The organism is Pseudomonas sp. Leaf15 (assembly GCF_001421425.1).
GTDB lineage: Bacteria > Pseudomonadota > Gammaproteobacteria > Pseudomonadales > Pseudomonadaceae > Aquipseudomonas > Aquipseudomonas salomonii.
The window spans coordinates 109,835-126,351 of the sequence record NZ_LMKI01000014.1 but is presented as its reverse complement, the minus strand read 5'-3'; the positions used below and the strand labels follow the sequence as shown (position 1 = coordinate 126,351).

General features: G+C 63.4%; 6 protein-coding genes. 4 read left to right on the top strand and 2 right to left on the bottom strand.

Going from position 1 to position 16,517, the window contains the following annotated elements; translation table 11 throughout:
- Window positions 1–7: 7 nt before the first annotated feature.
- From ASE80_RS13810 to ASE80_RS13800, 3 genes are read left to right on the top strand one after another with little or no spacing between them, the layout of a single operon-like run.
- Window positions 8–562, top strand: coding sequence for a histidine phosphatase family protein (locus ASE80_RS13810; protein WP_056859403.1), 555 nt, complete (start codon window positions 8–10; stop codon window positions 560–562).
- Between the two features lie 45 nt (window positions 563–607).
- Window positions 608–1,363 carry a precorrin-6A synthase (deacetylating) gene (cobF, locus tag ASE80_RS13805; protein ID WP_056859402.1) on the top strand — a complete coding sequence of 252 codons (756 nt, stop codon included), beginning with the start codon at window positions 608–610 and terminating at the stop codon, window positions 1,361–1,363.
- A gap of 11 nt (window positions 1,364–1,374) precedes the next feature.
- Complete coding sequence (locus ASE80_RS13800; protein WP_056859401.1) at window positions 1,375–2,094, top strand: alpha/beta hydrolase; 720 nt, start codon at window positions 1,375–1,377, stop codon at window positions 2,092–2,094.
- A 118-nt stretch (window positions 2,095–2,212) separates the two neighbouring features.
- Here the strand turns inward: ASE80_RS13800 and ASE80_RS13795 are convergent, their stop codons facing one another.
- Both ASE80_RS13795 and ASE80_RS13790 read right to left on the bottom strand, forming a co-directional pair.
- Window positions 2,213–2,770 carry a hypothetical protein gene (locus ASE80_RS13795; RefSeq protein ID WP_056859400.1) on the bottom strand — a complete coding sequence of 186 codons (558 nt, stop codon included), beginning with the start codon at window positions 2,768–2,770 and terminating at the stop codon, window positions 2,213–2,215.
- Window positions 2,771–2,842: 72 nt separating this feature from the next.
- Window positions 2,843–4,651, bottom strand: a complete 1,809-nt coding sequence (locus ASE80_RS13790; protein ID WP_056859399.1) for a monovalent cation:proton antiporter-2 (CPA2) family protein — start codon at window positions 4,649–4,651, stop codon at window positions 2,843–2,845.
- Window positions 4,652–4,953: 302 nt separating this feature from the next.
- On the opposite strand from ASE80_RS13790, the gene ASE80_RS13785 reads away from it, so the two are divergent.
- Window positions 4,954–16,332: an autotransporter-associated beta strand repeat-containing protein gene (locus ASE80_RS13785; RefSeq protein ID WP_056859417.1), complete on the top strand. Its 11,379-nt coding sequence runs from the start codon at window positions 4,954–4,956 to the stop codon at window positions 16,330–16,332.
- The last annotated feature ends 185 nt before the right edge of the window (window positions 16,333–16,517 follow it).

The window sequence follows — 16,517 nt, the reverse complement described above, 5'->3', positions numbered from 1 at the left end:
AATTGTGATGCAGGCCACCCGCTTGACCTTGATTTGCCATGCCGTCACGCCGCTGCAAAAGTACGGGCGTTTCCCCGATGACGAGTCTGTGGCGATGGATTGGCAAGGTGCGGCGTTATCCCTGGCCGGGCGTTTCAAGAAAACCCTGCGGTTAGTCAGCGCGCCCGAGGCCAGAACCCGTCAGACGGCGGGCCTGTTCGGTGCCGAGGCGCAGATCGAAAATGCTTTGCGTGACGTTGATTTCGGCGCCTGGAAAGGCCAGGCCATTGATCAGTTGGCCCCGGACGTGTTGGCGGCCTGGATGACCGACAGCACCGCCGCCCCCCATGGCGGTGAATCGGTAGAGCAGCTCTGTACGCGGGTTGGGCACTGGATAAAATCCCTCGAAAGCCACCCCGGCCATGTCGTGGCCGTCACCCACCCCTTCGTGATCCGCGCCGCTCTGCTGTACGTCATGCAGTTCCCGGCCTCAATGTTCTACCGCATTGACGTCGAGCCGCTGTCCGCCACCGAGCTGCGCTTTAACAATGTGTGGCGCCTGCGCCTGGAAACTCACGCCTGACCCTATGAACGTGGCAAAATCCACGCCCCGCAATGAGAGCCCCCCATGAAACGCATCCTGATCATCGGCATTGGCGCCGGCAACCCTGACTACATCACGATGCAGGCCGTAAAGGCGCTGAACCGCACCGACGTGTTTTTCCTGATGGACAAGGGCCAGAGCAAAGACAAGTTGATCGACCTGCGCCGCGAGATCTGCGAGACCTACATCACCGAGCCCGGTTACCGTTTCGTCGAGGCCGATTGCCCCGAGCGCGTGCGCGGTGATATCGACTACACCACCGCCGTGCAGGACTTGAACCGCGACAAACAGCAGACGTTCGAGCGCATGATCAACGAGCACATGGCCGACGGTGAAGTGGGCGCTTTCCTGGCCTGGGGCGACCCGGCGCTGTACGACAGCACCATTCGCATCCTGCAGGCGATTCTGGCCAGCGGCCGTTGTACGTTTGAGTTCGAAGTGATCCCCGGCATCACCAGCGTGCAGGCCCTGGCGGCCCAGCACAAGGTGGCGCTCAACCGCATCGGCCGCTCCATCGAGATCACCACCGGGCGCCGGCTGGCGGCGGGGCAGGCGAGTGATGCCGATACCTTGGTGGTGATGCTCGATGCCGAGGACTCCTACCGCACTGTGGCCGATCAGGATTTGGATATTTATTGGGGCGCCTATTTGGGCACGCCGGATGAAATTCTTATCAGCGGCAAAGTCAGCGAAGTGGCCGACGAAATCCAACGGGTGCGCAAGGCCGCGCGCCTGGAAAATGGCTGGATCATGGACACGTATCTGTTGCGCAAACCCTGAGGTTGATGCCCATGTTCAAACATTTAGCCCTGGCGCTGGCGTTAGTCGCCGGTGCCGCCCACGCCGATGATGCCTTGCACACCGACTTGCCCTTGGCCTACCTGGAGCAGACGCAGAGTGATGCGCGCAACCAGCCACTGGTGATCTTCCTGCACGGGTTTGGCAGTAACGAGGAAGACTTGTTTGGTATCAAGGACGCGTTGCCGTCCACCTGGACCTATGTGTCGGCCCGCGCACCGATGCCGGTGGACCCCAGCGGTTATCGCTGGTTTGCCAGAAAAACCGGTGAAGGCGACTACGACGGCGAGACCGCGGATTTGCAACGCAGCGCCAAGCTCATTGAGGACTTTGTCAGCAAGGCCACGGCCAAGTACCACACCCAAAGTGATCGGGTATTTTTGGTGGGGTTCAGCCAGGGCGCGATCATGGCCTATGAAGTGGGCCTGCGAAAGCCTGCCATGGTGCGCGGGATTGCGGCGCTGAGTGGCAGCGTGTTGCCGGTGCTCAAGGCTGAACTCAAGCCTGATGAGTCATTGAATAAGCTGGCGATTTTTATCGGCCATGGCACCCTGGACCAGGCGCTGCCGTATGCGTCGGCCACCCGCGCCAATGAGGTGTTGCTGGGGCTGGAGTTGAAGCCTGAGTTTCATGGGTATGTGGGCATGCCGCATACCGTGAGCGAGGCTGAGATACAGGACCTCAAGGCTTGGCTGGAAAATAGCCTGAAGTGATCGTTCCCACGCTCTGCGTGGGAATGCCTCCTGTGACGCTCCGCGTCACGCCTCTTAACAGCAGACGCGGAGCGTCAAGGGCTGCATTCCCACGCAGAGCGTGGGAACGATCGTTGTACTACTTGCCGCCGGTAATCTGCTTCACCAGTTCAGCATGGCCCTTCACGTCATCCGCCCGCGAAATCGCCTGGATCACCAGCAGATGGTTGCCCGAACCGCCGAGGAACGTGGAGTTCAACGTCTTGCCACCGCCCTGGGTCGCGGTGCTGTCCACCTGGCGCAGGCCCAGGCCTTTGAAGGTCAGCTTCTTCTCGTTTTGCTTCTTGAAGTCGGGCAGGGCAGCGCTCTGGTCCTTGACGAAGTCCGCCACGGCGCCATCGAGGAACTGCGGGTCATTGTCCTTGATGCTTGCCCCGTCGTTACGCACGGTTTCGGCGACGATCACCACACTTTTCGTGGTCGCGTTGGCGTACAGCGTGCCTTGAGTGTCGGCGGTGCCATCCTCGACCTTGCCGGTTGGCAGCGTGTCAGCGACGAACGCCTTGGGCAGGTTGAAGGTGAATTTGCCGCCCAAGGTCGAGATGGTCTGGGTGGCAGGGGACTTGCTGGCGGCGAACACGCTACCGGCGGTAAGCGCAAGGGCCAGCAGGACGGCGGTCTTGGTGAAAGTGGCCATGAAGCGCTCCAAGGATGAACGAAATTGCGGCGTATTCTGTCAGAAATTTCGCAATGTCGTTCATCCGTAAGCTCACACCTTGTCGGACTCCTCCTCAAGTCGGTCCATCTCAAACAGCCGCGCCAGTTCCGTGCGGGCTTCCTGGGCCGATTGCAATACTTTGGCCGCGTCGTCATACACCGCGTGCTGAGCGGCGAGTAACTGATGGTCGTGGTTTTTGAATCGATCGATGCGCGCGTCGGCCTGGGCCTGGCTCAAGCCCAGGCCGACCAGGGTGCGCCGGCTCATTTCCAGGCTGGAGTAGAAGGTCTCGCGCACCGGCGAAGCGTCCAGGTCGACCAGGCGATGAAAGTGCTGGCGGTTGCGCGCGCGGGCGATGATTTTCATGTGTGGGTAGAGGCTGCGCACCAGGGCGGCGGTCTTGATGTTGATCTCCGGGTCGTCCATGGCGATCACGAAAAACTCGGCCTGGTCGACCTTGGCCGCATGCAGGATTTCCGGGCGCTGCGGGTCGCCGTAAAACACCGGCATGCCGCCGAAGCTGCGGGTCAGCTCGATGGTTTCCACCGAGGTGTCGAGGGCAATAAACGAAATGTTCTGCGCGCGCAGAATCCGCGCGACGATCTGGCCCATACGACCCATGCCGGCGATCACCACGCGGGGCGCATCGCTTTCGATGGTGCGGTATTCCTCCGGCACTTCCACCGACTTGGCCTTGGGCTTGAACAGCTTGGGGCACACCAACAGCAGCAGCGGCGTCACGGCCATGGACAGGGTGATGGTCAGTACCAGCACATCGTACAGGTGCGGCTCGAACAGGCCCTGGTCGCGGCCGATCTTGAACACCACAAAGGCGAATTCACCGCCTGCGGCCAGTACCACACCGAGGCGCAAAGCGCTTTCGCGGTTCAGGTCACCCACCCACCGGCCCACGGCGTAGAGCAGCGGCAGTTTCAGGCCGATCAGCAGCAGGGTCAGGCCGATCACCATCAGCGGCGTGCTGAGCAGCAGGCTGAGGTTGGCGCCCATGCCCACGCTGATAAAAAACAGGCCCAGCAGCAGGCCCTTGAAGGGCTCGATCTGGGATTCCAGTTCGTGGCGGTATTCCGAGTCGGCCAGCAGCAGCCCGGCGAGGAACGCACCGAGCGCCATGGACACACCCACCAGTTCCATCAGCCAGGCGGTGCCGATCACCACCAGCAGCGCGGTGGCGGTGGACACTTCGCGCAGGCCGGTCTTGGCGACGATGCGAAACACCGGGCGCAACAGGTAACGCCCGCCGATGATCACCACGGCAATGCTGCCCAGAATCTGCAGCACGTGTTGCACGCCCTGGGCTTCGGTCGTCGGGTGATCACTGCCGGCCAGCAGCGGCACCATGGCGATCAGCGGGATCGCTGCGATGTCCTGGAACAGCAGGATGGCAAAGGCCAGGCGCCCGTGGGGCTGGTTGAGTTCCTTGCGTTCAGCCAGGCTTTGCAGGCCAAACGCCGTGGAAGACAGTGCCAGGCCCAGGCCCAGCACGATTGCGCTGTTCCAGGGTTGGCCAAACAGCCACAACGCCACCACGCCCATCACCACGCCAGTGAGCACCACCTGGGCCAGACCGACGCCGAACACCGCCTTGCGCATCACCCATAAACGTTTGGGCGACAGCTCCAGGCCAATGATAAACAGCAGCAACACCACGCCCAATTCAGAAAACTGCGCCACGCTCTGCGGGTTGCCTATCAGGCCCAGCACCGACGGGCCGATGATCACGCCGGCAAACAAATAGCCCAGCACGGCGCCCAGTTGCAGGCGCTTGGCCAAAGGCACGGTCAACACAGCGGCGAGCAGGAACACCACGGCTGCTTGTAACAGGTTGCCTTCATGGGGCATTGAGATCTCCCAGATCTTTTAAGCGAATCTACAGGGCACCATTAGAGCGTTTTTTACATTTAGAAACTTGTATTTATGTCGCGACAGTCAATGGGTGCTGGCTGTAATCCCATTCTTACGGGGCGCTTACGAAAGTATTAATACCATTTAATTCAATGACTTTTCTGTAGGTCTACTACCGTTTCGACAAATTGGATCAGTTGTCACCACGGTCAGGTATCTCGAATTCGATGCGTGTGGGTCAATAAAGTTGAGCTTCTACGCACTCATGGATGAAAGGCTTGAACCACAAGGAGTTGAGCGTGGATAGAAGACTTGCTACTGCCGTTGCACCTCGTATTTCTGCGCTTTCACTTGCGATTCGCCTCGGCGTAGCGGGGCTGGTGATGGGCCTAGCAAGCCCCGCAGCGATGGCTGCCTGCTCGCCCGCAAGCCCCACGGCGGGTGCCACGGTGACGTGCACGGGGGTGCCGACGTTACCGCTGTTTCTGAACACCTTTTCGAGTGCGGTGAATAACCTGACGGTCAACGTCAACCCGGGCGCGCAGCTCAATGCGACGTTGGGCGGCATTGCGTTGAACCTGACCGGTAACAACGCCACATTGAACAACTCCGGCACCATCGACCCGGCGCTGCTCGGGCTTGTATCCGTGCTCAGCGGTGGTGTGGTGATGGGGAATACCGCGGCCAGTACGGTGAATTTCACCAACACGGCCACCGGGGTCATCCGCGGTACCGGCGCATTGCTGGGGCTCAACCTGACTTCATTGGCGGGCGCGGCGCTGAACGTCACCAATGGCGTCGGTGGCACCACCACCCTCACCAACGCCGGCACCCTCGGCTCCAACCCCTTGCTGGGGCTTTCGTTGTTTGCCTCTGACACGCCAGTGGTCGCCGTGCAAGGTGGCGGCCAGGTCAATATGACCAACAGTGGCGCGCTCACCGGGCGGGTTGCGTTCGAGGCGTCCACGTTGGGTAACACCTTCGTCAACAGCGGGACCATTTCCGGCGGCGTGTCGATGGGGGCAAGCAGCACCAACACCTTTACGGCGGTGACCGGGTCGAGCGTGTCCTCGGGCGGCGGTATCGGCCTGAGCCTCGGCGGGCTGGTGGGCGTGAACCTGACATTTGCCCCCACCGGCCAGGTGGATGGCGGCGCAAACGGCAGTAATACCTTGATCCTGAAAAACCCCGGCGGCATTGGTAGCAGCGGCACCGGCACGGCGTCCAGCGCCACTTATATCAACTTCAATAACCTGACCATCAACGGCGGCACCTGGACGCTGCAGGGGCCGTTGGTCAGCGGCAGCACCACGCTCAATGGCGGCATTTCGCAGTTCGATAACAGTGCCACGTTCGGTACCGGGGCAATCACCGCCAATGGCGGGATTATCGAAGCAACGGCCAATAACCTGACGCTGGCTAACTTGCTCACGCTGGGCACCGGCGGGTTGACCGTTCAGGGCGCCAATACCGGGCTGACCCTGGGCGGCGTGCTCTCGGGCACCGGCGGCTTGAACAAAACGGGCACCGGTCAACTGATCCTCAATACCGCCAACACCTACACCGGCGCCACCACGCTGTCCGGCGGTTCGGTTCAGTTGGGCAATGATCTGGCGCTGAGCAGCGGCGCTGTCACCGTCACGGCCGCATCGACGTTGCAGGCGCCTGGCACAGTCAGCCTTGCCAACACGTTCACCCTTAACGACAACCTGACGACCGATGTAGCCGGTACGCTGAGCCTGAACGGCGCCATTAGCGGCAACGGCGGGCTTACCCAGAGCGGCGCCGGCAGCCTGACGCTCAATGGCGTCAATACCGGCTTCAGCGGCGCCACCAACCTGGGCGCCGGCACCCTGGTGCTGGGCAATAACAATGCGCTGGGCAGCGGCAACCTGAATGTGACAGGCACTGCCAACCTGGACACCAGTGGCGCCTCGCTCCTGAACAATAACGTGGTCTTGACCGGCGATCTCAGCCTGGTCAACACCAACCCGCTGACCCTGAGCGGTGTGATGTCCGGCGTGGGTGGCTTGACCAAAACCGGCACGGGCCTGCTGACCCTGGCCGGTAACAACACCCGCAGCGGTGTAACGTCGCTGAATGCCGGCGGTTTGTTGCTCAGCACCAACACCGCCCTGGGGACGGGCGCACTGAATACGGCTGCGGGCACTTCGCTGGACGCCACGACGGCGGTGACCCTCGCCAACGCGGTCAACCTGGCCGGTAACCTGGGCATCGGCGGCACCGCCGACCTGACGCTGGCCGGTCCGCTCAATGGCGCTGGCAGCCTGACCAAAAACGGCGCCGCCAATCTAGTGCTCAACGGCACCAACAACTTCCTGGGCGGCACCACGCTCAATGCTGGCACCCTGACGGCCGGCTCCAACTCAGCCCTGGGTCTGGGTAACTTGACCGTAGGCGGCGCGTCGACGTTGGACAGCAACGGGGCATTCAGCCTGGGCAACAACGTTGTGCTCAACGCCGGGTTGACCGTGGGCGGTACCAATAACCTGACCCTGGCAGGTGTACTCAGCGGGGCAGGGCCGCTGACCAAAAGTGGCCTGGCCAACCTGACCCTCAACGGCATCAACACCTTCAGTGGCGGCACCACCCTCAATGCGGGGACCTTGACCCTGGGCAACGCCAATGGCCTGGGCAGCGGTGCCTTGACCGTCGACGGTGCGGCGACCCTGGACAACAGCGCGTCCTTTGGTATCGGCAATGCGATTGCGCTGAACGCCGACCTCACCGTCGCGGGTAACAACGACCTGAGCCTGAACGGCGTGGTCAGCGGCGCCGGCAACCTGATCAAAAATGGCTTGTCCGACCTGACCCTGGCCGGCAACAACACCTTCACCGGCGCCGTGGACGTGGTCTCCGGCAGCTTGACGCTGGTCAATGCCAATGCCCTGGGCAGCACTTCCGGGGTGAACGTGAGTGCGGGCGCCGGGGTCAACCTGGCCGCCGACGTCAGCCTGGCCGGCTTGAGCGGCAGCGGTAGCGTGCAACTCAGTGGCGCCAACAGCTTGACCGTTGGCGGGGTCAACACCACCAGTACGTTTGATGGTGATGTGAGTGGCGCTGGCGGGCTGATCAAGGTTGGCACCGGCACCCTCAACCTTACCGGCATCAATGGCGTCACTGGCAACACGGCGATCAATGCAGGCACCTTGAACCTCAGTGGTTCCCTGGCCAGTGCCCAGGTCAACGTCAACAACGGCGGTACGCTGACCGGTACCGGCTCGCTGCTGGGCGCGTTGAATGTCAACAATGGCGGCCATCTGGCGTTGAGCAGCGGTAATACCTTGTCGGCCGGTGCGCTGAACATGGTCGCGGGTGGCAACCTGGATGTTGCCCTCGGTGCGCCATCCCTCACTTCCTTGCTCAATGTCGGCGGTAACGTGGCGCTCGCCGGCAACCTGAACGTCACCGATGCCGGTGGTTTTGGCGCGGGCACATATCGCCTGATCAACTACACCGGCGGCCTGACCGGCGGCCTGACGGTAGCCGGTGTTCCCGTGGGTTATGGCCTCGGCGATCTGCTGGTACAAACCTCGGTCGGCAACCAGGTCAACCTGGTGGTGGCGGCGCCCAATATCCGCTTCTGGGACGGCAGCCAAGCTGTCGCCAACGGCGTGGTGGATGGCGGCACGGGCGCCTGGACCGCCGGCGGCACCAATTGGACGTCCGCCGATGGCTTGACCAACTCACCTTGGGCCAGTGGCTTTGCGGTGTTCACCGGGGCTGCCGGTACGGTCACCGTGCAAGGACCGCAAGCCTTTACCGGCCTGCAGTTTGTCAGCGACGGTTACAACCTGGTCAGCGGTGCAGGCGGGCAATTGACGGCCATCAATGGCGGCAGTGGCAATGTCTCGATGCGTGTAGATCCGGGCGCAACCGCGACCGTCGGGGTCAATATCGATGGCGCCGGCACCCTGAACAAACTCGACACCGGCACCCTGGCGCTCAACGGCGCCAACACCTATACCGGTGGCACCTTGCTCAATGGCGGCACGCTTATCGTCGGTAGCAACACTGCACTGGGCGGCGGCCTGTTGACCACAGCGGCCGGGACGACACTGGACAGTAATGCTGCCATCACCCTGGGCAACACGCTGCTCTTGAACGGCGACACCACTGTCGCGGGCGGCAACGCGCTGACCCTTGATGGCGGGATCAGCGGCGTTGGCGGCCTGATCAAAAACGGCGCGGCCACTTTGACCCTGGGTGCGAGTAACACTTTCCTCGGGCCTGTGGCCTTGAACGCGGGTGGGCTGATCCTGGCCGCCAACAATGCCTTGGGCGCTGGCGCGTTGAATGCGGCCGGCGGCACGACACTGGATGCCAGTGCGGCGGTCACTGCCAATAACGCGATCAACCTGGCAGGCAACCTGGGTATCGGCGGCACGGCTGACCTGACCTTGGGCGGTGCAATCAATGGTGCCGGCAGCCTGACAAAAAATGGCGCAGCCAACCTGATCCTCACTGGCGCCAATACCTACCTCGGCGGCATGACGCTGAACGCGGGCACCTTGACCCTGGGCAACAACCTCGCGCTGGGCCTGGGCAACCTGACGGTCGGTGGTGCATCGACGCTGGATAACAGCGGCGCGCTGAGCATCGGCAATAGTGCCGTACTGAACGCTGGCTTGACGGTGGCTGGCAACAATGACCTGACCCTGGGCGGCCTGCTCACGGGCACCGGTGCGCTGGTCAAGGATGGCGCGGCCAACCTGACCCTCAATGGCCTCAATGCCTACAGCGGCGGCACGACGCTCAATGCGGGTACCTTGACCCTGGGCACTGCGACAGCCCTCGGGACGGGTGCCTTGACGGTGGGCGGCGCGGCCAACCTTAACAATGGCACGCCACTGGTGCTGGCCAATGCGGTCAACGTCAACGCCAACCTGACGGTGGGCAGCCTGAATAACAACCTGACGCTGGCGGGTGGGGTGGGGGGGAGCGCCAATCTGATCAAAACCGGCACTGGCGACCTGGCCCTGACTGGCAACAACACCTTCTCCGGCCTGTTCGACGTGCAATCGGGCAGCCTTAGCACGCTCGGTAACGACGCGCTGGGCGCAGGCGCCGGGGTCAACCTGGGCAGCGGTACACAATTGAACCTGGGTGGCTCGGCCAGCCTGGGTGAACTCACCGGCAACGGCGTGGCCGTTGTCGGCACCGGCAGCACCTTGAGTGTCGGCAGCAATAACCTCGACAGCACGTTCGGTGGCGTACTCGCCGGGTTGGGCGGTCTCAACAAAATCGGCAGCGGTGCCTTGACCCTCGGCGGCCTCAGCGTGTTGACCGGTGACACCCAGGTCAACGCCGGCAGCCTGCTGGTCAACGGCGCGCTGGCCAGTACCAATGTGAATGTGGCTAATGGCGCCACCCTCGGCGGCACCGGCACCCTGGTGGGCGCGGTCAACATTGCCGATGGCGGCCACCTGGCGGTCAACTCGGGCAATACCCTGACGGTCGGTTCGCTGGTACTGAACGCCAACTCCAGCCTCGATGCCGGGCTCGGCGCACCGTCTACCGGCGGCACGGCGCTGATTCATGTGGGCGGTAACCTGACCCTGGACGGCACGCTGAATGTCAGCGATATCGGTGGCTTCGGCCCCGGCATCTACCGGTTGATCGACTACACCGGCGGCCTGACCAATAACGGCCTGCAACTGGGCAGCCTGCCGGTGAATATCCCGGCCACCGACCTGGACCTGCAAACAGCGATCGGCAACCAGATCAACCTGCTGGTCAACGGCAACACCACCGTGCAGTTCTGGGACGGGAGCCAGACTACCGGTAACGGCACCATTGAAGGCGGCAGCGGGACCTGGACAACCGCCGCCACCAACTGGACAGGCGTTAACGGTTCGTTCAACACCGCCTGGGCGCCAAACAGCTTTGCGGTTTTCCAGGGCACGGCAGGTACCGTCACGGTGGACGGCACCCAAGCGATCACCGGCCTGCAATTCGTCACCGACGGCTACAACGTGGTCGGCGGCACGGTGGGGGCCTTGACCTTGTTCAATGGCACCGGCGGCAACACCGCCGTGCGCGTTGACCCGAATGCCACCGCCACCCTGGGCGTCACCCTCAACGGCGGCGGCACCCTGGCCAAGCTGGATGCGGGGACCTTGGTGCTCAATGGCGCCAACACCTACACCGGCGGCACCGCGCTCAATGGCGGTACTTTAGTGCTCGGCAATAACAGCGCGTTGGGCAGCGGTGTATTGACCACGTCCAATGGCACCACATTGGACAGCAATGCCGCTGTCAGCTTGGCCAATGATGTAAACGTCAACGGCACGCTGACCGTCGGCGGCAGCAACGCGCTGACCCTGGCCGGCACCGTGGCCGGCACCGGCAGCCTGATCAAGAACGGCATCGCCAGCCTGACCGTGAGTGGCAACAATACCTATGCAGGGCCGACTGCACTGAACGTGGGTGGGCTGATCCTGGCTTCCAACACGGCGCTGGGCACCGGCGCGTTGAATGCGGCGGCCGGCACCACGCTGGATACCAGCAGTGCAGTCAGCCTGGCCAATGCCGTGAACCTGGCGGGCAACCTGGGCATTCTCGGCAGCGCCGACCTGACCCTCAATGGGCTGGTCAGCGGCGCCGGTGGCCTGACTAAAAGCGGGGCGGGCAACCTGACACTCAACGGCAACAATGCCTACCTCAGTGGTACGCAGTTGAACGCGGGTGGCTTGGTACTGGGCAATGGTTCGGCACTCGGCACCGGCGGCCTGGACGTCAACGGCGCAGCGACGCTGGATAGCAGCGCCGCAGTGGCGCTGGCCAATAACACCACGCTCAATGCTGCGCTGACCGTGGTTGGCAGCAACGACCTGGCGCTTGGCGGTGTGGTCGATGGCAGCGCAGCGCTGATCAAGAACGGCAACGCCAACCTGACCCTCAACGGCGCCAATACCTATAGCGGCGGCACCACCCTCGCGGCCGGCACGCTGACGGTTGGCAATGCCACAGGCTTGGGTACGGGCGCCTTGGCTGTCACTGGCGCAAGTACGTTGGATAACAGCGTGCCGCTGGTATTGGCCAACGCCGTCAACCTGAATGCCGACCTCAGTGTGGCCGGTAACAACAACCTGACCCTGGCCGGTGTGCTGGCCGGTAATGCGGCGCTGATCAAAAATGGCGCGGCAGACCTGCTGCTCAGCGGCAATAACACCTTCTCCGGCCCTCTCAATGTACTTGGCGGCAGTGTGACCACCGCAGGTAATGCGGCCCTGGGCAACACCTCCGGCGTCAATGTCGGCGGCGGCGCCAGCCTCAATCTGGGCGGCAACGCCAGCCTCAATACCTTGGCCGGCAACGGTGCTATTCAGGTGGCGGGCGGCAGCACGCTGGCGGTGGGCGGCAGCAACCTCGACAACACCTTCGCAGGCACGCTCAACGGTGCCGGTAACCTGGATAAAAACGGCAGCGGTGTGCTCAACCTGAGCGGCGCCAATGGCATCAGCGGCGCGGCCAACGTCAATGGCGGCACCTTGAATGTCAGCGGCTCGCTGGCGAGCGGCACGGTGGCGGTCAATACCGGCGCGACGCTGGCCGGCGCTGGCTCGCTGGCGGGCGCGGTAACCGTGGCCGATGGCGGGCATATCGGCCTGACCTCCGGCAGTACACTGTCGGTGGGCTCGCTGGTGCTGGGCAGTAATGCCAACCTGGACGTCGGCCTCGGTGTGCCGGTGATGGGCGGTGGCAGCGGGCTGCTGAATGTCGGCGGCGATCTGACCTTGGGCGGCAAACTCAACGTCACCGATATCGGCGGCTTTGGCAGCGGCGTCTACAACATCATCAACTATGGCGGGGCGCTCACCAATAACGGCCTGGCCCTCGGCACCTTGCCGGGCAGCGTGATTCCGGGCGATGTGCAAGTGCAGACGGCCATCAGCAACAAGGTCAATCTGCTGGTCACCGCGCCCAACACTACCGTGCAGTTCTGGGACGGTGCCAACCTGATCGGCAACGGCGCCATCGACGGCGGCAACGGCACCTGGGGCACCGGCACCACCAACTGGACCAACGTTGACGGCACCCTCAACCAGAACTGGAATAACAGCTTTGCAGTGTTCCAGGGCCCGGCGGGTAACGTGAGCGTGGAGGGCACGCAAAACCTCACCGGCATGCAGTTCGTCACCGATGGCTACAACCTGGCCTCCGGCACGGCGGGCGTGCTCAACCTGGTGAATGGCGGCACCGGCAACACGGCGATCCGTGTCGACCCGAACGCCACCGCAACCTTGGACGTCACCCTCGGTGGCGCCGGCACCCTGGCCAAACTCGACACGGGCACCTTGGTGCTTAACGGCACCAACACCTACACCGGCGGCACCGCGCTCAATGGCGGTACGTTGGTGGTCGGCAATAACAGCGCACTGGGCAGCGCAGCGCTGACGGCGGCCGACGGCACCACCCTGGACAGCAACGCGGCCGTTACACTCGGCAACGCCGCGGTACTTAACGGCGCACTGGCCATCGGCGGCAGCAATGCGCTGACGCTTAACGGTAGGCTCAGCGGCAATGGCAGCCTGCTGAAAAAAGGCGCGGCAACCTTCACCCTCAACGGCGCCAACACCTACAGCGGCGGCACCGGCCTGAACGCCGGGCAACTGACCCTGGGCAATAACGCCGCATTGGGCAGCGGCGCGCTCACCGTCGGCGGCGTTGCGGCGCTGGATGGCAGCACCGACCTGCAACTGGCCAACGCCATCGGCCTGAGTGGGCCGTTGACCCTGGTCGGCAGTAATGCGCTAGCGCTTAACGGCGTGGTCAGCGGCAGCGGCAGCCTGGTGAAAAACGGCAACGGTGCGCTGCTGTTGACCGGCGCCAACACCTACAGCGGCGGCACCACCCTTAACGGCGGCACCACCACCGGCAACACCAACAGCTTGCAAGGCGCGATTGCCAACAACGCGGCCCTGACCTTCGAGCAGGGTACCGATGGCACCTACACCGGTAACCTCACCGGCGCAGGCGTGCTGAATAAAACCGGCACCGGCGCGTTACTGTTGACCGGCGACAACACCTTCACCGGCAACACCAACGTCAACGCCGGCAGCTTGCTGGTCAACGGCAGCTTGAACAGCGCAGCGGTGCAGGTGGCCAGCGGCGCGACCCTTGGCGGCAGCGGTAGCCTGGGCGGTGCTGTGACAATGGCTGATGGCTCGACCCTCAAGGCCGGCGCTGCGACGCCACTGTCGGTGGGGTCGCTGGCGTTATCCTCGGGCACCGCCCTGGACTTCACCCTCGGCGCGCCTGGAGCATCCACCACCGCGGTGAATGTGGCGGGCAATCTGACCCTCGACGGTACGCTCAACGTCACCGATGCCGGTGGCTTTGGCCTCGGCGTTTATCAACTGTTCCGCTACGGCGGCGCCCTGACCGATAACGGCCTGACCCTCGGCTCGCTGCCGGTCGGCCTGGGCAACCTGAGCCTGCAAACGTCGCTGGCCAACCAACTGAACCTGCTGGTGCAGACCACGCCGGGGCAAATTCAGTTCTGGAACGGTGGCACCACCAACCCGGACGGCACCATCACCGGCGGTAGCGGCACCTGGGGCCCAGGCACCAACTGGACCGATCCAACCGGCACCCAGGGCCAGGTGTCGAACAACCAGTTTGCCGTGTTCGGCGGGCAGGGCGGTACGGTCACGGTGGTCGGCAACCAAGGCTTCACTGGCCTGCAATTCCTTGACCCTGGCTACACGTTGACGGCAGGCGCGGGTGGGACCCTGTCGCCAACCGGTACCGCAGTGGTGCGTGTCAATTCGGGCGTCACTACCGAACTGGCCGCGCCAATCGTGGGTGCCGGCGCGATCAACAAACTTGACGCCGGCACCTTGCTGTTGACCGGCGCCAACACCTACACAGGCGGCACCACCGTCAGTGGCGGTACGCTGGCCGGTAACGCGCTGAGCTTGCAGGGTCGCTTCCTCAACAATGCGCGGCTGCTGTTTGTCCAACGCACTAACGGCACCTTTAATGGCGTATTGAGCGGAACCGGCAACATCACCAAACAAGGCGCAGGCGCGTTGTTGCTGACCGGCAATCAGCCGTTCAGCGGCACCGTGGCGGTGGACGAAGGCGTGCTGCAAGTCGGCAACGCAGCCAACCCAGGCGCGGTGTTCGGTGGGCAGGTGAGCGTCGCCAACGGTGCAGGCCTGACCGGCAACGGCAGCGTCGGCGCGCTGGTCAACAACGGCAGCGTCACACCTGATAACGGTAAGCTGACGGTGGCCGGTAACTTCACTAATGGCAGTACCGGTGCGTTGAACCTGCTCATCACCCCATCGTCGACCGGCTCCCTGGCCGTCGGCGGTACGGCGAACCTGGGCGGCACCTTGAATGTGGTCAACCTGGCGCCGTACGCCGGCCCGGCCACCTACACGCTGCTCACGGCGGGTGCGGTGAACGGCACCTTCGGCACCACCAACCTGGAGAACCTGGCATTCCTCAATACCGCGTTGAACTACAGCCCGACTCAAGTGGCGCTGGCAGTCAGCCGCAACAACGTCAGCTACGCCAGCGTGGCTGCTACCGGTAACCAACGTGGCGTGGCCGCCGCGCTGGACAGCGGTGCTGCGGTGGGTGGCGCAACGGTGCAGAACGCGCTGCTCAACTCCGATGCCGCCGGGGCGCGTGCCGCCTTCGACAGCTTGTCCGGGGAGATTCACGCCAGTACCGCCAGCGCCATGCTCGAAGATTCGCGTTACGTGCGTGACGCAGTCAACGAGCGCCTGCGCCAGCCCGGCTGCTACCGCGAAGACGACCCACGCAACAGCCTCGCGCCAAGCGAAAACCGCCTGAGCAGCGCCGGTTGCCACGGCGAGATGGTCGGCTGGATGCGCGTGCTGGGCACCTGGGGCCATATGGGCGGCGACAGTAACACCGCCAAACTGGATCGCAACCTCGGCGGCTTCCTGCTGGGCACCGACAAGCAAGTGGATGACGCCTGGCGCGTCGGTGTGGCCGCCGGCTACACCCGCAGCGACCTGGACGCCAAGCGCCGCAGCTCCAGCGCCGACGTCGACAGCTACCACTTGATGGCCTACACCGCGTACCAGCAGGAAGCCTTCGCCGCTCGCCTGGGCGTGGCGTACAGCTGGCACGACATCGAAAGCAAGCGCGACGTAGCCGTAGGCGGTGTAGGCCAACGCCTCAAAGCCGACTACAAGGCGCGCAGCGCACAAGTGTTCGGTGAAGTGGGCTACACCATTGAAACCGGCAAAGTGGTGGTAGAACCGTTCGCCGGCCTGGCTTACGTCAACTACGACAGCGACACCCTCAAGGAAAAAGGCGGCTCGGCGGCCCTGCGCGGCGATGCCGATCAGGACGTGACCTTCTCGACCCTGGGCGTGCGCATCGGCCAGACCATCACCCTGGGCAACGGCTCGAAAATCACCCCACGGGGCAGCATCGGCTGGCGTCATGCCTTTGGCGACACTCAGCCGGATGCCGACCTGAGCTTTGTCAACGGCGGTGCATCGTTCAGCACCCAAGGTGTGCCGATCGCCAAGGACAGCGCGGTGGTGGAGGCGGGCCTGGACTATCAGATCAGTCAGAACGGCAAGTTGGGCCTGGGCTATTCCGGCCAACTGTCGCGCAACGATAAGGACCATGCGATGACGATCAGTTTCTCCCTCGGTTTCTGATCAAAGCCGAGTACTTTTAACCGCCCGAAAGGGCGGTTTTTTTTGGGAAATATTTCTTAACGCTATTCGATTTTTGCCCAGGTGGCGGGGTTGTTGCACTGCGTCTGGTCAGAAGGATGTACAAACAATTTCACCTGCAACCCGGCTGGCAATGCAGCCTTTTCTGAATCTAAAGTATGCCCTTG

Bases quoted from the DNA above. Each gene is read 5' to 3' on its own strand.
- ASE80_RS13810 (WP_056859403.1), top strand. From the start codon at position 8: ATGCAGGCCACCCGCTTGACCTTGATTTGCCATGCCGTCACGCCGCTG.
- ASE80_RS13795 (WP_056859400.1), bottom strand. From the start codon at position 2,770: ATGGCCACTTTCACCAAGACCGCCGTCCTGCTGGCCCTTGCGCTTACC.
- ASE80_RS13790 (WP_056859399.1), bottom strand. From the start codon at position 4,651: ATGCCCCATGAAGGCAACCTGTTACAAGCAGCCGTGGTGTTCCTGCTC.
- ASE80_RS13800 (WP_056859401.1), top strand. From the start codon at position 1,375: ATGTTCAAACATTTAGCCCTGGCGCTGGCGTTAGTCGCCGGTGCCGCC.
- cobF (WP_056859402.1), top strand. From the start codon at position 608: ATGAAACGCATCCTGATCATCGGCATTGGCGCCGGCAACCCTGACTAC.